The 18,382-nt window shown below is 70.9% G+C and carries 18 protein-coding genes; 12 read left to right on the plus strand and 6 right to left on the minus strand.

The genetic code is table 11. From position 1 onward, the window contains the following. The first annotated feature begins 70 nt into the window (after positions 1 to 70). Entirely contained in the window at positions 71 to 1,039 is a 969-nt protein-coding gene (locus ABTX60_RS08870; protein WP_352096379.1) for a hypothetical protein, read from the plus strand. Here ABTX60_RS08870 and ABTX60_RS08875 read toward each other — a convergent pair. After that, positions 936 to 2,282 carry an aminotransferase-like domain-containing protein gene (locus ABTX60_RS08875; RefSeq protein WP_352096380.1) on the minus strand — a complete coding sequence of 449 codons (1,347 nt, stop codon included), beginning with the start codon at positions 2,280 to 2,282 and terminating at the stop codon, positions 936 to 938. The genes ABTX60_RS08870 and ABTX60_RS08875 overlap by 104 nt on opposite strands. 79 nt (positions 2,283 to 2,361) lie before the next feature. Here ABTX60_RS08875 and ABTX60_RS08880 point away from each other — a divergent pair, with 79 nt between their 5' ends. Both ABTX60_RS08880 and ABTX60_RS08885 read left to right on the plus strand, forming a co-directional pair. Beyond that, positions 2,362 to 3,171 (plus strand): alpha/beta fold hydrolase, encoded by an 810-nt coding sequence (locus ABTX60_RS08880; RefSeq protein WP_352096381.1) that lies wholly within the window; start codon positions 2,362 to 2,364, stop codon positions 3,169 to 3,171. A 43-nt stretch (positions 3,172 to 3,214) separates the two neighbouring features. Continuing rightward, on the plus strand, positions 3,215 to 4,216 hold the full coding sequence (locus tag ABTX60_RS08885) for an endonuclease/exonuclease/phosphatase family protein (protein WP_352096382.1): 1,002 nt from the start codon (positions 3,215 to 3,217) through the stop codon (positions 4,214 to 4,216). 70 nt (positions 4,217 to 4,286) lie between these two features. On the opposite strand, the gene snpA is transcribed toward ABTX60_RS08885, so the two are convergent. After that, entirely contained in the window at positions 4,287 to 4,964 is a 678-nt protein-coding gene (snpA, locus tag ABTX60_RS08890) for a snapalysin (protein ID WP_352096383.1), read from the minus strand. A gap of 172 nt (positions 4,965 to 5,136) precedes the next feature. Here snpA and ABTX60_RS08895 point away from each other — a divergent pair, with 172 nt between their 5' ends. Beyond that, entirely contained in the window at positions 5,137 to 6,096 is a 960-nt protein-coding gene (locus tag ABTX60_RS08895; protein WP_352096384.1) for a LysR family transcriptional regulator, read from the plus strand. 47 nt (positions 6,097 to 6,143) lie between these two features. On the opposite strand, the gene ABTX60_RS08900 is transcribed toward ABTX60_RS08895, so the two are convergent. Next, the gene (locus ABTX60_RS08900; protein WP_352096385.1) at positions 6,144 to 8,237 is read right to left on the minus strand and encodes a PhoX family protein; all 2,094 of its coding nucleotides are present in this window, start codon (positions 8,235 to 8,237) and stop codon (positions 6,144 to 6,146) included. A 279-nt stretch (positions 8,238 to 8,516) separates the two neighbouring features. Here ABTX60_RS08900 and ABTX60_RS08905 point away from each other — a divergent pair, with 279 nt between their 5' ends. The 3 genes from ABTX60_RS08905 to ABTX60_RS08915 all read left to right on the plus strand — a co-directional run bounded on the left by ABTX60_RS08905 (position 8,517) and on the right by ABTX60_RS08915 (position 12,910). Continuing rightward, positions 8,517 to 10,520 carry a VWA domain-containing protein gene (locus tag ABTX60_RS08905; RefSeq protein ID WP_352096386.1) on the plus strand — a complete coding sequence of 668 codons (2,004 nt, stop codon included), beginning with the start codon at positions 8,517 to 8,519 and terminating at the stop codon, positions 10,518 to 10,520. Between the two features lie 148 nt (positions 10,521 to 10,668). Further along, a complete protein-coding gene (gene metG / locus ABTX60_RS08910; protein WP_352096387.1) occupies positions 10,669 to 12,384 on the plus strand; it encodes a methionine--tRNA ligase in 1,716 nt (571 codons plus the stop codon). 160 nt (positions 12,385 to 12,544) lie between these two features. Continuing rightward, positions 12,545 to 12,910, plus strand: coding sequence for a PH domain-containing protein (locus ABTX60_RS08915; protein ID WP_104779215.1), 366 nt, complete (start codon positions 12,545 to 12,547; stop codon positions 12,908 to 12,910). On the opposite strand, the gene ABTX60_RS08920 is transcribed toward ABTX60_RS08915, so the two are convergent. Further along, positions 12,868 to 13,158, minus strand: coding sequence for a hypothetical protein (locus ABTX60_RS08920; protein ID WP_352096388.1), 291 nt, complete (start codon positions 13,156 to 13,158; stop codon positions 12,868 to 12,870). The genes ABTX60_RS08915 and ABTX60_RS08920 overlap by 43 nt on opposite strands. Positions 13,159 to 13,412: 254 nt before the next feature. On the opposite strand from ABTX60_RS08920, the gene ABTX60_RS08925 reads away from it, so the two are divergent. From ABTX60_RS08925 to ABTX60_RS08935, 3 genes are all read left to right on the plus strand, one after another. After that, entirely contained in the window at positions 13,413 to 14,636 is a 1,224-nt protein-coding gene (locus ABTX60_RS08925; RefSeq protein WP_352096389.1) for an RNA-guided endonuclease InsQ/TnpB family protein, read from the plus strand. Between the two features lie 125 nt (positions 14,637 to 14,761). Further along, positions 14,762 to 15,040: a hypothetical protein gene (locus ABTX60_RS08930; protein ID WP_352096390.1), complete on the plus strand. Its 279-nt coding sequence runs from the start codon at positions 14,762 to 14,764 to the stop codon at positions 15,038 to 15,040. 13 nt (positions 15,041 to 15,053) lie between these two features. Continuing rightward, on the plus strand, positions 15,054 to 15,467 hold the full coding sequence (locus tag ABTX60_RS08935) for a hypothetical protein (RefSeq protein ID WP_352096391.1): 414 nt from the start codon (positions 15,054 to 15,056) through the stop codon (positions 15,465 to 15,467). 28 nt (positions 15,468 to 15,495) lie between these two features. Here ABTX60_RS08935 and ABTX60_RS08940 read toward each other — a convergent pair whose 3' ends face one another. Then, the gene (locus ABTX60_RS08940; protein WP_352096392.1) at positions 15,496 to 15,705 is read right to left on the minus strand and encodes a DUF397 domain-containing protein; all 210 of its coding nucleotides are present in this window, start codon (positions 15,703 to 15,705) and stop codon (positions 15,496 to 15,498) included. After that, positions 15,702 to 16,577 carry a helix-turn-helix domain-containing protein gene (locus ABTX60_RS08945; RefSeq protein WP_352096393.1) on the minus strand — a complete coding sequence of 292 codons (876 nt, stop codon included), beginning with the start codon at positions 16,575 to 16,577 and terminating at the stop codon, positions 15,702 to 15,704. Before ABTX60_RS08945 ends, ABTX60_RS08940 begins: the two co-directional genes overlap by 4 nt. A gap of 119 nt (positions 16,578 to 16,696) precedes the next feature. On the opposite strand from ABTX60_RS08945, the gene ABTX60_RS08950 reads away from it, so the two are divergent. Both ABTX60_RS08950 and ABTX60_RS08955 read left to right on the plus strand, forming a co-directional pair. Next, on the plus strand, positions 16,697 to 17,128 hold the full coding sequence (locus ABTX60_RS08950; RefSeq protein ID WP_352096394.1) for an ATP-binding protein: 432 nt from the start codon (positions 16,697 to 16,699) through the stop codon (positions 17,126 to 17,128). Positions 17,129 to 17,459: 331 nt separating this feature from the next. Beyond that, the gene (locus tag ABTX60_RS08955) at positions 17,460 to 18,368 is read left to right on the plus strand and encodes a helix-turn-helix domain-containing protein (RefSeq protein ID WP_352096395.1); all 909 of its coding nucleotides are present in this window, start codon (positions 17,460 to 17,462) and stop codon (positions 18,366 to 18,368) included. Positions 18,369 to 18,382 lie beyond the last annotated feature (14 nt).

Consider the following 18,382-nt stretch of genomic DNA (forward strand, 5'->3'; position numbering starts at 1 on the left):
CGCGACGGACGGGCGGTCGGCGGGCGTCGCAGCGCTCGCGGTCCCGGCCCGGGGCGTCTTGCCTGGAAGGGTGTCCGAGCGCGACCGGGCGCCCCTGGCCGGGAAGACGCCCCCACGATCGCGGAACGTCCTGTCGGCCGTTCTGCTGGCCCTCGCGTGCCTGCTCGTGCCGTTCGGGGCGCTCGCGTCCTGGGCGGCCCACGGGCTCACCGACACCGGCCGCTACGTCCGGACGATGGCGCCGCTCGCCGTGGACCCGGACGTGCGGGACGCGGTCGCGGACGCCGTCGGGGACGGGGTCCTGCGCGAGGTCGGACGCCAGGCCGACACCGGCCCGCTGCGCGGGGCGGTCGGGCCCTTCGTGCACGACGCGGCGCGCTCCTTCACCCGCACAGAGGCGTATCGCGCGGCCTGGGACGCGGCGAACCGGGCCGTGCACGACGCGGTGCTGCGCGCCCTGCGCGACGACGGCGCCCGCGGCGCCCCGGTCACCGTCGACCCCGCTCCCGTCATCGCCCGGTTCAAACAGCAGCTCGCCGACGACCACGTGCCGTTCGCCCACCGCATCCCGGTCACGCACACGCGGATCCCGGTGCTCCCGGCCGACGACGCGGACCGACTGCGCAAGGGGTACCACGTGCTGGACACCGCCGCCTTCTGGCTGCCGCTCACCGCCGCCGTCCTCGCGGTCGCCGGGATCGCCGTCGCCGCCTGCCGCCGCCGCGCGGTCACCGCCCTCGGGCTGGGTACGGCGCTGGGCGGCGCGCTGCTGGTCCTCGCCGTCGCGATCGGCCGCCGCCTCACCCTCGCCGACCTGCCCGACGTCCTGCACCGCCCGGCCGCGGGAGCCGTGTACGACGCCCTGACGGCCACTCTGCGCACGGTGTCCTGGCTGCTGTGCGTCCTGGGTCTGGCGGTCGCGGCGTGCGCCTGGGTCACGGGCCGGTACGGTCCCCGGCTCGCCGCGCGGCGACGTGCGCGAGGGTCCGCAGTGCCCGTCGCAGATCCGGTTCCGGAGCCGACGCGAGGCCGAGCCTGACGGCGTCGGGGGTGTGCCCGGGGGCGACGGCGAAGGCGGGCCCGGGCGTGACGGCGATGCCGTGCGCGGCGGCGGCGGCCGTGAAGGTGTCGGCGCGCCACGGGGCGGGCAGCTCCCACCAGGCGAAGCAGGAGGCCGGGTCGGACCGTACGGCGAAGCCCGCGAGCTCCTCGGCGAGGATCCGCTGCCGCCGTGCCGCGTCCGCCCGCTTGGCCGCCACCAGCCGTGCCACCGTCCCCTCTGCGGCCCATCGCACGGCCGCCTCCAGCGCGAACCGCCCCGCGCTCCAGCCGCCCGACCGCACGGCGTCGGCCACGGCGGCGACGCGGTGCGGGGGCACGACGAGGAATCCGGCGGTGAGCCCCGGGGCGACCCGCTTGGAGAGCCCGTCGACGACGTGGGTGAGGGCCGGGGCGTGCACGGCGAGCGGATCCCCGGGCTCCCGGAGGAAGGACCAGATGCGGTCCTCCACGACGGGCAGGTTCAGGTCGTGCAGCAGCTGGGCGAGTTGCAGCAGCCGTGGCCGGCCGGTCGTCAGGGACGTCGGGTTGTGCAGCGTCGGCTGCAGGTAGAGGGCGGACAGCGGCGCCGTGCGATGCGCGGCGGCGACAGCCTCCGGGAGCAGCCCGGCCGCGTCCCCGGCCAACGGCACCAGGGTGATGCCGAGCCGCGCCGCGATCTCCTTGACCAGCGGATACGTCAGCTGCTCCACCCCGACCCGGCCGCCGGGCCGGACCAGCGAGGCCAGAACGGCGGCGATGGCCTGCCGGGCGTTGCCGGTGAACAGCAGCCGCTCCGGGGCGGGGCGCCAGCCCGGGGTGGTGAGCACCGTGGCCGCGGCCTCCCGGGCGGCCGCGGTGCCGGTGGCGGCGGCCGGTAACAGCGCCTCGGCCAGCACGTCGGGACGCAGCAGCGGCGCGAGCACGGGGGCGAGCAGCTCCGGCTGGCCGGGCGCGGCAGGGTAGTTGAGCTCCAGGTTGACGGGTGCGGCGGCCAAGGCGGGTTCGATGAGCGCCCGCCCCGCCGGCCCGGCCGGTGCGGCCCGTACGAAGGTGCCGCGCCCGACCTCCCCGACGACCAGCCCGCGTCGTACGAGTTCGCCGTACACCCGCCCGGCCGTCGACGGGGCGATGCCCCGCCGTCGTGCGAACGCCCGCTGCGGCGGCAGCCGTTGGCCCGGCCGCAGCCGTCCGGTGGCGATGTCGTCGGCGATGCGGTCGGCGATGCGCCGGTAGTCACTCATCGGCCGGTCTCCCCCTTGGATTGCACCGAGAGCAAAGATCTTATTGCTCCGAGTAGTTGGGCGCCCTAGGGTCGACGCCATGGCACCCTTCCTCGCATACGAGGACAAAGGGCCCGATACGCATCGGCTGCCCCTGGTCCTCGTCCACGGCCACCCCTTCGACCGCACGATGTGGGCCCCGCAGCTCGACAGGTTCCCGGGTACCCGCCGTGTCATCGCACCCGACCTGCGCGGCTACGGCGCCTCCCCGACGACTCCGGCCGTCACGGACTTCTCCGGATTCGCCCGGGACATCGAGGCCCTGCTGGACGAGCTGAAGGTGGAGTCGTTCGTGCTCGCGGGCCTGTCGATGGGCGGGCAGATCGTCATGGACTGCTACCGGCTGTTCCCCGAGCGCGTCCGCGGCCTGGTCCTCGCGGACACCTTCCCGTCGGCGGAGACCCCCGAGGGCGTGCGCACCCGCGACACCATGGCGGACCGCCTCCTCGCCGAGGGCCTGCGCGGCTACGCCGACGAGGTCCTGGAGCGGATGGTCGCCCCGTACGCCTCCGCCGAGGTCAAGGCACACGTACACGGCATGATGACCGCCACCGCCGCCGAGGGCGCCGCCGCCGCCCTGCGCGCCCGGGCCCGGCGCCCCGACTACACCGCCCTGCTGCCGCGCGTCCACGTCCCGGCCCTGGTCGTGGTGGGGGCCGACGACACCTTCACCCCGGTCTCCGACGCCCGGGCGATGCACGCGGCCCTCCCGGACTCGCAGCTGCACATCGTCGAGGGCGCGGCACACCTGCCGAACCTGGAACGCCCGGAGGTGTTCGATCACGCGCTGGAGGAATTCCTGGCCCGGGTCGACGCCCGGCAACCTTCCTCCACCCCACCCCGTCTCTGAGGGAGGATTCGGGCATCCCACCCCGCGAACGGAAGGCCGGACCTTGGACACCGCCGCTGCCGAGTGGACCGCCAGGGACGACGGGCGCGAGCACCGTCCGCCCGGACGGCGGCTCGGCGCCTGGTGCGCCGGCCTGCTGTGCGCCGGAGTGAGCGTGGTCGCCGGTTTCCGGGCCGCCGACAGCGACGGCATGACCCCCGTCCCGCAGCTCCTCGCCTTCCTCCCCTGGCTGCTCGTCCCCACCGCCGTGGGACTGCTGCTCGCCCTGCTGTCCCGCTGGTGGCCGGGGACCGTCTGGGGCGTGGTCCTGCTCGGCCTGCTGGCCTGGTTCGTCGAGCCGTACGGCAAGGTCGGCGACCCCGTCGGCCGCCCGGTCGCCGGCCTGCGCGTCCTGACCTCCAACGTCGAATTCGGCCAGGGCACCGGCCCCCTCGTCGCCGCCGTCCGCCGCGAGAAACCGGACGTGGTGTTCGTGGAGGAGTGCGACTACGCCTGCGACGCGCTGCTGAAGCGGGACCTCTCCCCGGACTACCCGCACCGCAGGGCCGTGGAGGGCGGCGGCTCCGAGGGCTCCGTCATCCTCAGCCGCTTCCCGCTCGAGCCCACCGCCGGCGTGCCCGGCACGATGGGCATGCCCGGGGCGATCGCCGACGTCGACGGACACGCCGTACGGCTCCAGCTCGCCCACCCCATGCCGCCGCTGCCCGGCCAGGTGGACCTCTGGCGCCGGGAGCTCGGCGCCCTGCGCGACGCGGCCGGCACCGACCCGGGCACCCCCCTGGTCCTGGCCGGAGACTTCAACGCCTCCCAGGACCACGCGGCCTTCCGCCGCATCCTCGACACCGGCCTGCGCGACGCCTCCCGCCTGGACGGTGACGGCCGCACCGCCACCTGGCCGGCCCGGACGGCCCCGACGTTCGGCGCGCAGATCGACCACGTCCTGGTGTCGAAGGACTTCGGCGCGAGCCGCACCCGCATCCTGGACCTGGCCGACACCGACCACCGGGCGGTCGTCACGGACCTCACGCTCCACGAGCGCCGCTGACCCGGGCCCCGTGCGCGCACACGAATACGGCCGCCCCTCGTGGCAGGGCGGCCGTATCCGCATGGGGGTCCTAACGGGCCGACTTCTCCAGGGCCTTGTCCATCGCCGCCGCGAAGCCGTTGGCCCACAGCCGGTTGACCCGGGACCGCTCGGTCGCGTTGGGAATCGCGTTGGTGCAGGACGGGCCGGGCCCGCCACCGGACATCAGCTCACTGCACGGGCCCGAGTAGTGGTCGGGAAGACCGAGGACGTGACCCGTCTCGTGGGCGGTGACCCGCGTGGAGTCGTACTGCTGGTTCTGCCGGTAGTCCAGGAAGATGTAGCCGCTGCCGTGGCCGTCGGTGGAGGCGTACGAGCCGCGGGAGTCGTTGCCCTCCCGGTAGCTGAAGTCGGCCGCCGAAGCGGAGCCCGACTGGAGCTTCACGTTCGACACCGAGCTGTTCCATATCTGGGTGCTGCGCGCTATCTGGGCGCTGAACGTGGGCGCGCGGGAGGCGTCGTAGACGACGGTGACGGCCGCGGTGGCACTCGGGTTCCCGGCGCGCTTCTCCGCGACGGACTTCAGGACCGCCTGGAAGAAGGCTCTGGTCGCGTCGGAGTCGGCGGACGCGACGGACGCGGCCGGCCGGGCGACGAATCCGGCGTGGGGCTCCGCGGCCGGGGACGCCGCGGCGGGGGCAGCCGTTCCGAGTCCGGCCATCGTGAGGCCGAGACCGAGAACCGCCAGGGAGGACAGGGACTTTCGCATCGAGGACTCCTTGGGTGGGGTTGAGTCTCACCGGTGAGTCTCGGTGCCTGTGCGGCGCCTGTGATGATGGCAACCAGGGATAGGACCGGGCTATCGGCTGCCCAATTCACCTGGTTTAGCGATGGATTATGTGGCTGGTTAACGCCGCGATTCCGCTTTAGCCTCACAGAGCATGGAGCTCGAGGTGAGGCACCTCCGCGCGCTGTGCGCCATAGCCGACACCGGCAGTCTGCACCGCGCCGCCCGGCAGCTGGGCGTCGCCCAGCCGTCGTTGAGCACCCAACTGCGGCGCATCGAGCAGGAGCTGGGCGGGCCGCTCTTCACGCGCTCCCACACCGGCTGCCGCCCCACCCCGCTGGGCCGCCTGGTCCTCAGCCGGGCCCGCCCGCTGATGGCCGACCTGAACCTGCTGGTCACCGAGGCGAGGGCCGCGGCGTCCGGTGGCACCGAGCTGCGCATCGGCTCGACGGCCAGCAAGGCCCTCGCGGGCTGGCTGCGCCGGCTGCGCGCCCACGGCCGCAACCCCAGCCTGCACATGAACGTCTCCCCCAACGCCCTGCTCCGCATGGTCGCCGACGGCCAGCTCGACGTCGCCTTCGTGCACGAGGTGGAGGGCTGCCCGCTGCGCATCCCCGTGGAACTCCGGCTGCGCGTCCTGGTGGAACGCGAACCGCAGTGCGTGTCCCTGCCCGTCGACCATCCGGCAGCCGCCAAGCAGGAGGTCGAGTTGACCGACCTGGCCGGCGACCGCTGGATGATCGACCCCACCGTCGACGGCGAATGGGACGCCGTCCAGCGGATGTTCCGCGACGCCCGCGTCAGCCCGCATGTCCTGCACGGCGACTACCACACGGCCGACGCCCTGGTCGCGACCGGCGAGGTCGTCACCGTCTGCCAGCCCACCCGCACCCCACGCCCCGACATGGCGGTACGCCGCCTCAAGGGCGACCCGCTCGGCGTACGGCTGCTCGCCGCGTCCCGCACGGAGACCGTCCTCGACGGCGTCTACCCCGCGCTGGAGGAGGCGTACGGCGAGGTGGCCCGGCAGGCACCGGCCTACCGGGAGTGGAGCGAGCGGGGACGGCCGGGACCCGGCGGCCCTCTCAGACCCCCGAGCCCGGCCGTCCCCTGACCCCCTGCCGCCGAGTCCCTGCCGCCGAACCCCGGCCGCCGAACGGCTCAGACGCCGATGTCGGACCCGTCGGCACGCCACACGGCCACCACGGCCGGACGGACGTACGTCCCCGGCCCGTCGGGCCAGGTGCTCGCGGGCTTCTCCACGGACGCGCCGTCGATCTCGCCCGGGTGCTGCACGGAGACCAGGACACGCCGGTCCTGGACGATCGGGCCGCAGGTCTCGGCGCCCTTCGGCACGGTCAGGAACTGCTTGAGCTCGCCGCGCCGCTCACCCCTGGTCGCCACGCCGAACAGGCCGTCGTGCGAGCCGAGCTGGGCACCGTCGGTGGAGATCCACAGGTTGCCGTACGGGTCGAAGGCCACGTTGTCCGGGCAGGAGATCTGACTGACGGCGTCCTTCGGGAACCCGGCGAAGTAGGTCGCCGGGTCGTCCGGGTCACCGGCGACGAGGAACAGCGACCAGGCGAACCGGGTGCTCTCGGGCCGGTTCCACCGCTCGGTGAGCTCCAGCACGTGCCCGTGCTTGTTGGCGTTGCGCGGGTTGGCCTCGTCCGCCGGGGCGTTGGAGCCGACGCCCCGGTTGCTGTTGTTGGTGAGGGCGACGTACACCTTGCCGGTCACCGGGTTGGGCTCGATGTCCTCGGGCCGGTCCATCTTGGTGGCGCCCACCTTGTCACCGGCGAGCCGCGTGAAGACGAACACCTCCTCGGCGCTCATCCCCTCGACGTGCGAGACGGCACCCTTCGCCCCGGCGGTGGCCAGCGGGATCCACTCACCGCTCCCGTCGAACTCGCCGTCCTTCGGCAGCTTGCCCGTACCGTCGATCTCGATGGCGGGGGAGTCGCCGGTGAGCTTGGCGACGTACAGCGTGCCCTCGTCGAGCAGGGAGAGGTTGTGCTCGCGGACGGCCCGGGAGGAGCCGTGGCGCATCCGCTTGCTGCCGACGAACTTGTAGAAGTAGTCGAAGCGCTCGTCGTCACCGGAGTACACGACGGGACGGCCGTCGTGCGTGAGCCGCACGGTCGCGGCCTCGTGCTTGAACCGCCCGAGAGCGGTGTGCTTGCGGGGCGTCGAGTCCGGGTCATACGGATCGAACTCCACGACATACCCGAACCGGTGCACCTCGTTCAGCTCCTGGGCGACGTCGAACCGCTTGTCGAACCTCTCCCACTTCCGCTCGGTCGCCCCGGTGCCGATGCCGTACCGCTTGTCGGTCGCCCGGCTGCCGTTGGCAAAATACTGGTTGAAGTTCTCCTCGCCGTGCAGGGTCGTGCCCCACGGGGTGACCCCGCCGGAGCAGTTGTTGATCGTGCCGAGCACCTTGGTGCCGCTCGGGTCGGCGGAGGTCCTCACCAGCTCGGACCCGGCGGCGGGCCCGGTCAGCCGGAACTCGGTGGTGGCGGTGACGCGCCGGTTCAGCCGATGGCGGGGTACAGGGGTGAGCCTGCCCGTCTTCCGGTCCCCCTCCACGACGACGGCGGACAGCCCGTGCGCGGCCCAGGCGACCTCGACCTGCTCACGGGTCGGGCGGGTGGCGTCGTACCCCCGGAACATCAGGATCTCGTCGGTGTACTCGTGATTGGCGACGAGCAGCTGCCGGCCGCGCTCCCCGGGCAGCGGCAGCAGCGCGAGGAAGTCGCAGTTGTACCCGAACTGCCCGGCCTGGGCCTCGGCGGTCTGCTTCTCCGGGTCGAAGGCGGGCGCGCCGCGCAGGATGGGCTCGCCCCAGCGGATGACGACGTTCTGCCGGTACCCCTCCGGCACGGTGACCGTGTCGGAGGTGTTGGGCGCGACGGGCGCGAAGCGCAGCCCGCGCGCACCCTTGCTCTTGCGCCGGGCGGCCTCGGAGGCGACCGCCGCACCGGCCTCGGGCCCGGCCGCCGCTGCCGCCCGCGGGGCCCGGGCGACGCCGGCGGCACCCGCCCCGGCGGCGGCCACGGTCACCACGGCCGCGGCACGCATCATCGACCTGCGGCCGATCGCACCGGCGATCACGTCGCCGACGTACTCGTTGGAGCTGGTGTTGGGCACCTCGTGGAAGCAGGCGTCACCACAGCGGAAACGACAGGTCATGGCGGACCGGCCGCCGCGGTGCGAACCGGACGGAGTTCCGATCAACGGCAGCAGCTTGCGCACTTTACTCTCCCCTGGGATGCCCTTGGTTTCAGCGTGACCGTAGGGGCACGTCTGTGCGGTGACCGGGCGCCCTGGTGAACAACGGATGAACCCCCGGCTGCCGTACGGGGGTTGCGTCGATCCGGCCCGGCGACACCCGCACCGGCCGGATGCGCTCTTGACAGAGTGGGCCCGGCACAACAGACCCTGCCCAAGATCACACAGGAGGGCCGCTAACCTTACGTGTCCGTCCTGGCCAGGGATTGACGGGCTTCAACTCACGCGAAGGGTTGCGCGCACATGGGCATTCTCACTCGGTTGCGGAACGCGTTCGGACGATCCCGCAAGTCACAAACCGCCGAGGCGGAGGATGCGGCGCGTACGGCGACCGCCGGCGAGACCGGCGGGACCGAGGGCCTGACCAGCGAGGACACCGGCCGCGAGGCCACTGCCGCGCCGACGTCATCCCCCGCCGCGGACCCGAAGGTCCCGTCCCCCTCCCCCGAACCGAACCCCACGCCTTCGGCCGGCGTCCCCGAGCCCCGCACGTCGGACTCCGGGGAGCACGACCTCGTCTCGGCGGCCTTCGACCATGTGACGGTCCCGAGGCCGACGCGGTCGACGGAGGGGGAGCCGGGCGCTGCGGCGGAGAAGTCGGCGGATGCTGAGGAATCGGCGGCTTCCGGGGCATCGGCGGGTGCCGAGAAGGCGGCTGCCGAGGAGCCGGGCGCTGCTGAGGAACCGGCGGGTGTCGAGGAGCCGACCGCTGTCGAGGAGCCGAAGGCGACGGACCCTGCCGTGGCGGAGAAGGCCGCGGCTGCGGAGGCTGCTCCGGCGCAGACGCCGGTTGCCGAGGAGCCGACGGTGACGGAGGAGGCTACGGCGGAGAAGCCGGAGCAGGAGCAGGCTGCAGCCGCCCCGGCGACGACCGAGGAGCCGAAGCCGACGACGCCGGAGAAGCCCGAGGGCAGCCCCGCGGACGAGGCGCAGTCCGAGCCCACGGCAACGAAGGACGCGAAGAAGGCGGCCGGGGCCGACGCACCGGCGGAGGCGAAGGCGGAAGCCAAGCCCGAGCCGCAGGCGGAGACGCCCGCAGAGCCGAAGCCCGAGCCGGCGGCCGAGGCCGAGCCGAAGCCCGAGCCCGCAGCCGACGCGAAGCCGAAGGCTGAGCCCAAGGCGACGCGGAAGGCCGCTCCGAAGGCCGAAGCCAAGGCTGAGCCCAAGGCCGCGCCGAAGGCCGACGCCGACACGGGGACGAAGTCCGAGAAGGCCCCCGAGGCCGAGTCCGACGCGGTGACCGCCGACAAGGTGTCCGCCGAGACGAAGCCGAAGGCCAAGCCCAGGACCGCGACGAAGACCACGGCCAAGGCCACGACGAAGGCCGCGCCCGCAGCCAAGGCCGAGAAGGCCGAGAAGGCCGAGAAGGCCGAGAAGGCCGAGAAGGCCGAGAAGGCCGAGAAGGCCGAGAAGGCCGAGAAGGCCGAGAAGGCCGATCAGGGGACGAAGTCCGAGAAGGCCCCCGAACCCGCGGCCGCCGACGGCGACACCGCCCCGCAGGGGCCACCCGCACCCGGCGACGAAAGCCGCACGGGTGGTGCGGGTGGGAAGAAGGACACGGCCGAAGGCGAAGCCGAGGCCGGACCCGCCCTCGCCCTGGCCGCCCTCAAGAAGCACGCCCCCGGCCTCACCACCGCCTACAAGGCCGCCACCACCACCCTCGAGAAGAACGACCTCACCGGCATCCGCGCCAAGGTCTACCTCGTCCTCGACCGCTCCGCCTCCATGCGCCCGTACTACAAGGACGGCTCCGCCCAGGCCCTCGCCGAGCAGACCCTCGCCCTCGCGGCCCACCTCGACCTCGAGGCCACCGTCCCGGTCGTCTTCTTCTCCACCGAACTCGACGGCACCGGCGAGATCACCCTCACCGAGCACGAGAACAAGATCGACGACCTGCACGCGAGCCTCGGCCGCATGGGCCGCACCAGCTACCACGCGGCGGTGGAAGCGGTCCTCGCCCACCACGACAAGACGGCGGACCCCGCCACCCCCGCCCTGGTGGTCTTCCAGACCGACGGCGCCCCGGACGCGAAGACCCCCGCCAACCAGGCCCTCACCGACGCCGCCAAGAGCCACCCCGCCGTCTTCTTCTCCTTCGTCGCCTTCGGAGACCCGGAGAACAAGGCCTTCGACTACCTCCGCAAGCTCAAGACCCCCAACACGTCCCACTTCCTCGCCGGCGAAACCCCCCGCGAGCTCACGGACAAGGAGCTCTACGAGGGCGTACTGGCGAACTGGCGCCCGTAGCCGTCCACCGCTCACGACGCCGCCCGCTTCTCACCCCGTAAAAAGGGGAGGCGGGCGGCGTACCCGTGTCAGCTACGATTTCAAGGTTCCGTAGACGACCGAGACCACGAGATCGTCACCCCACGTAGCGACTTGGGAGCAGCCCGCGATGGCTCGACACCTCATCACCAGCGCCCTTCCGTACATCAACGGGATCAAGCACCTGGGCAACATGGTGGGGTCCATGCTCCCGGCGGACGTCTACTCCCGTTACCTGCGCCAGCGGGGCCACGAGGTCCTCTACATCTGCGCGACGGACGAGCACGGCACCCCCGCGGAGCTGGCCGCCAAGGAGCAGGGCGTGCCGGTGGACGCGTTCTGCACCGAGGCGCACCACCAGCAGAAGGCGATCTACGACGGCTTCAGCCTGGCCTTCGACTACTTCGGCCGCAGCTCCTCCCCGCAGAACCACGAGATCACCCAGGAGATCGCCCGCGAGCTGAAGGCGAACGGCTTCATCGAGGAGCGTTCGATCCGCCAGGTCTACTCGAACGCCGACGACCGCTTCCTGCCCGACCGGTACATCATCGGCACCTGCCCGCACTGCGGCTACGACAAGGCCCGCGGCGACCAGTGCGAGAACTGCACGCGCGTCCTGGACCCGACCGACCTGATCGACGCCCGCTCGGCGATCAGCGGCAGCAGCGACCTGGAGGTCCGCGAGACCAAGCACCTGTTCCTCCTCCAGTCGGCGCTGGCCGGCGAGGTCGAGGCGTGGGTCGACGAGCGCGCCGACAACTGGCCGATCCTGGCCTCCTCCATCGCCCGCAAGTGGCTCACGGAGGGCCTGCACGACCGCGCGATCACCCGCGACCTGGACTGGGGCGTCCCGGTCCCGGCCGACGCGTGGCCGGACCTCGCCGCGGAGGGCAAGGTCTTCTACGTCTGGTTCGACGCCCCGATCGAGTACATCGGCGCGACGAAGGAGTGGGCGGACCAGGACCCGGAGAACCGCGACTGGCGTTCCTGGTGGTGGGAGTCGGACGCGGACGTCCACTACACGCAGTTCATGGGCAAGGACAACGTCCCCTTCCACAGCGTGATGTTCCCGGCGACCCTGCTGGGCACCCGCGCCCCGTGGAAGAAGGTCGACGTCATCAAGGCCTTCAACTGGCTGAACTACTACGGCGGCAAGTTCTCCACCTCGCAGCGCCGGGGCGTCTTCACGCACGACGCCCTCGACATCCTGCCGGCCGACTACTGGCGCTACTTCATGATGGCGAACGCCCCGGAGTCGGACGACTCGTCCTTCACCTGGGAGCACTTCACCGCCACGGTGAACAAGGACCTGGCCGACACCCTCGGCAACTTCGTCAACCGCGTCCTGTCCTTCTCCAAGAAGCGCTTCGGCGAAGAGGTCCCGGCGGGCGCCGAGCCCGGCGAGGCGGAGACGAAGCTGGGCGACGAGATCGCCCGCCTGCTCGCGGAGTACGAGGCCCAGATGGAGGCCATCCAGTTCCGCAAGGCGGCGGCCGCGCTGCGCGCCCTGTGGTCGGCGGGCAACTCCTACCTGGAGGAGAAGGCCCCCTGGCTGGAGATCAAGACCAACCCGGAGGGCGCGGCCCTCACCCTCCGTACGGCGATGAACCTCATCCACCTCTACGCGGTGGTCTCCGAGCCGTTCATCCCGACGTCGGCGAAGAAGATGCGCGAGGCGTTCTCCCTGGAGAACGACACGGCGGCGTGGGTCACCGCGGACGAGGCCCGCTCCCTCACCACCGTCCCGGCCGGCACCCCCTTCACCATCCCGCCGGTCCTCTTCGCCAAGCTCACGGACGAGGACCTGGAGTCGTACAAGGAGCGCTTCGGCGGCGAGTCGGCGTAACTCCCGCCCCGTACCCGCCCCTAGGGGGAACTCCTCCTGGGGGCGGACGCGTCTCCAGACCGGCTCGTCCTCAGGCTCATCGCCCTCCGCGGCCCCTGTTCGTAGGATGAGCAAGGCACTCGGCCCACCAGACGGTCCGGGCAACCAACGGGGGGACACCATGGCACTGTTCGGCAACGCGCACACCGTGAACCCGCAGTCGGCCCAGCAGGACTACGCCCGCCTCCTCGGCCACGGCGAGCAGGTGCACGCCGCGTTCCTGCTGATCCGCGACACCATCCTCTTCACCGACCGCCGCCTGATCCTGATCGACAAGCAGGGCATCACCGGCAAGAAGGTCGAGTACCACTCGGTCCCGTACCGCAGCATCACCCACTTCTCGGTGGAGACGGCCGGCACGTTCGACCTGGACGCCGAGCTGAAGATCTGGATCTCCGGCACCCCGACCCCCATCGAGAAGACCTTCACGAAGGGCGTCGACATCTACGAGGTCCAGGCGATCCTGACCCAGTTCGTGGCGAGGTAGCCCGGGAACGTTTCTCCCAAGCTCGAAAGAGTGAACACCTTCCACCCGCCGGAAATGCAGCCTTCCGCCCACTTACATAGCCGGACGACGACCAAGTGGGCGACCGACCCCTTCTCCTGTGGCACGCGGGGCTGGATCGCCCAGATGACGTACCCCTTGGTCGTCGGACCGGACAACCTCCCGGTGATCACCGATCCGAGGACGGCGGCGGAGAAGCCGGCGATGGCCGTGTCTCCGCTCTGGCTCACGCCAACAGCCCCCACATCGACGCCATACTGGACGCACTGGGCCGTGCCCTCGCAGGGATGGACTGGAACGCCGCCAGCTACCGGAAATCATTCGCAGTGCTCCGGCCTTTAGGCCGGAGGTGAGGCGAATCTTGTGGCTGCGACGCGGAGCGTCGCATCTCGTTCCGGCGGAGCCGACCCTGCTTCGTGACGGTGATGGATCGTTCAAATGTTCCTGCTGGCGGCGTGAGTTCGACGTGCCTAGTGTGATCGTCATGCAGCTCCGGTACGCCTTCCGGTTGTACCCCGATGCCGCTCAGCAGGCCGCGCTGGCCAGGGCGTTCGGGTGCGCCCGTGTCGTGTTCAACGACGCCGTGCGTGCCCGCGAAGACGCCCGCCGAGCCGGTCAGCCGTTCCCGACGGCCGGTCAGCTGTCCCGGAAGCTGATCACCGAGGCGAAACGGACGCCGGAGCGGTCCTGGCTGGGCGAGGTCTCCGCGGTCATCCTCCAGCAGTCCCTGCGGGACGCCGAGACGGCATACCGTAATTTCTTCGCCTCCCTCAAGGGCAACCGCAGGGGACCGAAGGTGGGCCCGCCCCGCTTCAAGTCCCGTAAGGACGCCCGGCAGTCGGTCCGGTTTACCGCCAACGCCCGCTGGAACATCACCGACCACGGACGGTTGAACCTGCCGAAGATCGGCGCGGTGAAGGTGAAATGGTCCCGCACCCTGCCTGCCACCCCGACCTCCGTCACCGTCATCAAGGACGCGGCCGGCAGATTCTTCGCCTCCTTCGTCATCGACACCGATCCCGCCGCCGACGCGGCCCGGATGCCGGAGACCGATCGCACCATCGGCATCGATCTCGGCCTCACCCACTTCGCGGTCCTCTCCGACGGCACGAAGATCGACTCCCCGCGCTTCCTGCGGCGCGCGGAGAAGCAACTGAAGAAGGCCCAGAAGGCGCTGTCTCGCAAGCAGAAGGGATCAAGGAACCGGACCAAGGCCCGCCTGAAGGTCGCCCGTACCCATGCAAAGGTCGCCGACGCACGCCGTGAGTTCCACCACCAGCTCTCCACGAAGCTGATCCGCGAGAACCAAGGGATCGCCGTAGAAGACTTGTCGGTCAAGGGACTCGCCCGCACGCGCCTGGCCAAGTCCGTGCACGACGCCGGATGGGCATCGTTCATCAGCATGCTGGAATACAAAGCCGAACGGTACGGCCGCACCCTGGTCAAGATCGGCCGGTTCACACCGACCTCCCAGACCTGTCACGCCTGCGGCGCCGTGGACGGACCCAAACCCCTGAACGTGCGGGAATGGACCTGTACCGCCTGCGGCACCGTCCACGACCGGGACACCAACGCCGCGATCAACGTGAAGACGGCCGCCGGACAGGCGGTATCGGCCTGCGGAGCGCCGGTAAGACCGGGAGCAATCCCGGCACAGCGCGAAGAAACAGGAAGCCACGGATTCCCCACCGGAAACCCTGCCGCGTAGCGGCACAGCAACCAGTAAGGGAAGGCCAGAACCCTCGCCCTTCAGGGCGAGGAGCATGTCAATTCTTTCAGTTTCTCGACTCGGCGTTGGGGGACACCCCCGCCGGAGACAAATGGAGGGACATCGTGACGTTCGTCAACTACTTCCCCGGCCGGGGCACGGTGATGGAGAAGGCCTACCTCGAGGGCGAAGCCAAGGGCGAGGCCAGAGGCGAAGCCAAGGCCATTCTCCGCTTCCTGGAAGCACGAGGCGTCTCGGTCCCCCAGGAGGCCCGGGACCGCATCGCCGGTTGCACCGACCTCGACCTCCTCAACTGCTGGCTGGACCGGACGCCCCACGTGGAGAGCGTCGACGAGCTCTTCGCCGAGGACGCGGCGCCCGCCGCGGACCGGACCGAGACCTGACCCCGGGGCGATCGTGATCGACGATCCGGACGCCGCACCGGAACTTCACGAGTTGCTCCGGTTCACGGTGACATGCATGGGCTTGGGCATTCCGCCGGAGCGAGTAATGGGTGATTTCCGTTCCGGGCTGGAGAAACTGAGACAGCAAGGCTCCCTCTCTCTCCAAGACATGGCCCGCATCCGGGCCGGGGTGGACAAGCAGCCCGATGACGAACACGAGGACGAGGAATGGGTCCGGGGGTACACCGTCGGATACAACGCGGGGTTGGCCGGCGCGGTCCAACGGCTCTTGGAGACTCGTGACATCACGGTCCCCAAGGAGGTCTTCCGCCCCCTCCACCTGTGTCCGGACCCCGACACCCTCACTCGCTGTCTCGACCGTGCCACCACGGTGGACACACCGGAGGAACTGTTCGTCGAGAAGTAGGGGCCCAGAGGTCTGGGGCCCCACCCGGTCAGCGCCCCGAAGCGTGGGCCACGAAGTCCGCCCAGGCGCCGGGCGTGATCGCCAGACGGGGGCCTTCGAGGTTCTTGGAGTCGCGAACGTGCACGGTGCCGGGGGTGACGGCAAGCTCAACGCAGGAGTTGCCGTCATTTCCGCTGCTGTAGCTGCTCTTGAACCACACCAGCCCGGAGGCGTCCCCAGCAGTGGTCTTGCGGATCATTTCTCTCCCAGCAGTTGCTCGATGAAGGCCCGCGACTCCCGTGGTGAGAGCGCCTGGGCCCGGATGGTGCCATACCGCAGCTCAAGAATGCGCAGGTGTTTGGGATCGGAGGTCGGCCGGCCGTTGAACGCCCCATCGGAGCGTCCCACGGCGGAACCGTCCGCGAACTTCAGTAGTTCGATCTTGCCGTCCATACCCGAGTGGGTCTCGCAGTTCAACGGCATCACCTGAAGAACGACGTTGTGCAGCCCTCCCACCTCCAACAAGCGTTCGAGCTGCCGACGCCACACCATTGTGCCCCCGATCGGACGACGCAGAGCCGCCTCTTCCAGAACGAAGCTGACTGCAGGTGCGGGCGTCCGCTCGTAGATCGAGGCACGAGCTACCCGGGCGGCCACCATGCGTTCCACCTCGGCCGGGGAGTAGGGGGGTTGCATTGCTTCGAACAGCGCCCTCGCATGACCGGGAACCTGCAAGAGACCGTTGATGCCGTTGCTCTCATAGACGCCGACCTCCACCGCCTGCGACTCCAACTTGGCGAGCTCCCGAACCTTCTTCGGATACCGGACCCTCTTCACGTCCTCCCAAGCCGCCGCGACGAGCCCACCCGCTCCCAACACCTCGTCGGCCTTGTCCAGATACTCCTGCCGAGGGATCCGCTTCCCGCCCTCGACCTTGTAGACGAGGTCCTCCCCGTATCCGACCGCCACCGCGAACTCCGCGGCCCGCATCCCCACCGCCTCACGCCGCAGCCTCAACTGCCGTCCCACCGTGGCGATCACGGCCACTCCCCACTCGTCGTCCGGGTCCACCTCCCACCCCGGCTCGTCCGCTTCCCCACCGAGCCGACGCACCTCGCCGTCCACCGTCATGCCGCACCCTCCGTCGTACTGCCGACAGCCCGGACAACGGCCGACAAGCCCCGGACAGTCACCCTACGTATCAGCGATGTCACTGTTCACGGTAGGCAGGCACCGCCACGCTCAGTGATGTGAATCAGGAAAAGTCCACCCAACTTCTGCCGGCCACCGAGCACTTCAGCGTCCTGCTGTCGTCAACACCGCGCGGCGCCCGCCTCGCCCGGCTCCTCGCCACGGAGTGGATGCGCACCCGGGAGGTGCCTCACGGCGTCACCGAAGCCGCCGAACACCTCGTCGCCGAACTCGCCGCGAACGCCGCCACCCACGGGCGGCTCCCCGGCCGGGACTTCCGCCTCGTACTCCGGACGCAGGGCCAAGCCCTCCGCATCGAGATCACGGACACCCGCGGTGACGACCTCCCCCGCCACCGTCCGCCCGCCCCCGACGCCGAGTCAGGCCGCGGCCTCCTCCTCGTAGAGGCCCTCGCCGACCGCTGGGGTGTGCAGCTCGGTCCGGTCCCCCGCAAGACCGTATGGGCAGAACTCGATCTGCCGAACCCCTGACCAGCCAGAACGACACACGCACCGTGACGTGGCCGCGTGTGCTCCGGTGCCGTCGGCGGTCTTCCCCAAGAAACACGAGAGAGAAAGAAACCGCACCAAGCCCCACCCCTCCCGCCCACGGCGCACGCTCACTCCGGAGAGTGAACATCACCAACTGACTGGATTCCACACCGGTTGCCTGCCCTACGCTCAGCGCAACACCGAGCACCACGGAACAACCCCCAGACATGCAACGGCCCTCGCCGGGACTGGCATCCCAATGCGAGGGCCTGACCACCAAGGAAGCAGCAACCTTCCCGATGGACACCACCAAGGAAGTCAACCCTTCCCGATGGACACCCAAAACCCTAGCGTGCGCCCCCACGCCCAGTCCCGTAACAGCGGCAAAAACCACCCGCACCGGCACACCGGCGGCCACGCCCACCCCGGCGGGGGAGTCATCCACGACAACACCCGCCACACCACCCGCTTCACGGTGGTCGGCAACCATCTCACGCAGCATCCCGACCTGTCGCTCCTCGCGATCGGACTGGCCTGCCACATCCAGTCGCTGCCCACCGGCGCGGGCATCGACATCAAGTCCCTCGCCGCCCGCTTCCCCGAGGGTCCCACCCGAATCGCCGCCGCCCTGCGCGAGCTGGAGACCCACGGCTACCTGCACCGCACCCGCGAACGCACACCGGCCGGCCGCATCGTCACCCGCACCGTCTCCTGCAATCAGCCCCGAGCCCACCGCGACCGCGACACGCCCGAAGCGGCACCACCCAAGCCCCCGCCCCGCCGATCGGCAACCGCCCCGCAGCAGAGACCGTCACGCCCCCGCGCCCTCCCCGCCGTGCCCAAGCCCGCGTACATCTCCCCCGCCCTCCTCCAGGCAGCCACCGATGTCCTGACCGGCCTGCGCCGCACGGACCCCCGCCTGCTCCTCTCCGCCACGGACACCGAACACCTCGCCCCCGGTGTCGTCGCCTGGCTGGAACGGGACCTCACCCCCACCGCCGTACGTCACGCCCTGACGAGCGACCTGCCACCAGAGCCCCTGCGCCGCCCGGCCGCCCTCCTGGCCCACCGCCTCACGTCCCAGCTGCCACCGCTGCCGGCGTACCACCCGCCCGAGCCACCACCGGCCACCCGGCATCCCCTGCAGAACTGCCACGGCTGCGACCGTGCCTTCCGCGCCCCGGCCCCCGGCCACTGCCGCGACTGCCGAACCGATCTCCCCGAGGGCCGCCTAGCATGAACGTGACGATCCTT

It is taken from the genome of Streptomyces sp. NPDC126510 (assembly GCF_040302345.1).
Taxonomy (GTDB): Bacteria; Actinomycetota; Actinomycetes; order Streptomycetales; family Streptomycetaceae; genus Streptomyces.

Bases quoted from the DNA above. Each gene is read 5' to 3' on its own strand.
- snpA (WP_352096383.1), bottom strand. From the start codon at position 4,964: ATGCGAAAGTCCCTGTCCTCCCTGGCGGTTCTCGGTCTCGGCCTCACG.
- ABTX60_RS08895 (WP_352096384.1), top strand. From the start codon at position 5,137: ATGGAGCTCGAGGTGAGGCACCTCCGCGCGCTGTGCGCCATAGCCGAC.
- ABTX60_RS08925 (WP_352096389.1), top strand. From the start codon at position 13,413: ATGCAGCTCCGGTACGCCTTCCGGTTGTACCCCGATGCCGCTCAGCAG.
- ABTX60_RS08875 (WP_352096380.1), bottom strand. From the start codon at position 2,282: ATGAGTGACTACCGGCGCATCGCCGACCGCATCGCCGACGACATCGCC.
- ABTX60_RS08905 (WP_352096386.1), top strand. From the start codon at position 8,517: ATGGGCATTCTCACTCGGTTGCGGAACGCGTTCGGACGATCCCGCAAG.
- ABTX60_RS08955 (WP_352096395.1), top strand. From the start codon at position 17,460: ATGGACACCCAAAACCCTAGCGTGCGCCCCCACGCCCAGTCCCGTAAC.
- metG (WP_352096387.1), top strand. From the start codon at position 10,669: ATGGCTCGACACCTCATCACCAGCGCCCTTCCGTACATCAACGGGATC.
- ABTX60_RS08945 (WP_352096393.1), bottom strand. From the start codon at position 16,577: ATGACGGTGGACGGCGAGGTGCGTCGGCTCGGTGGGGAAGCGGACGAG.
- ABTX60_RS08915 (WP_104779215.1), top strand. From the start codon at position 12,545: ATGGCACTGTTCGGCAACGCGCACACCGTGAACCCGCAGTCGGCCCAG.
- ABTX60_RS08880 (WP_352096381.1), top strand. From the start codon at position 2,362: ATGGCACCCTTCCTCGCATACGAGGACAAAGGGCCCGATACGCATCGG.
- ABTX60_RS08940 (WP_352096392.1), bottom strand. From the start codon at position 15,705: ATGATCCGCAAGACCACTGCTGGGGACGCCTCCGGGCTGGTGTGGTTC.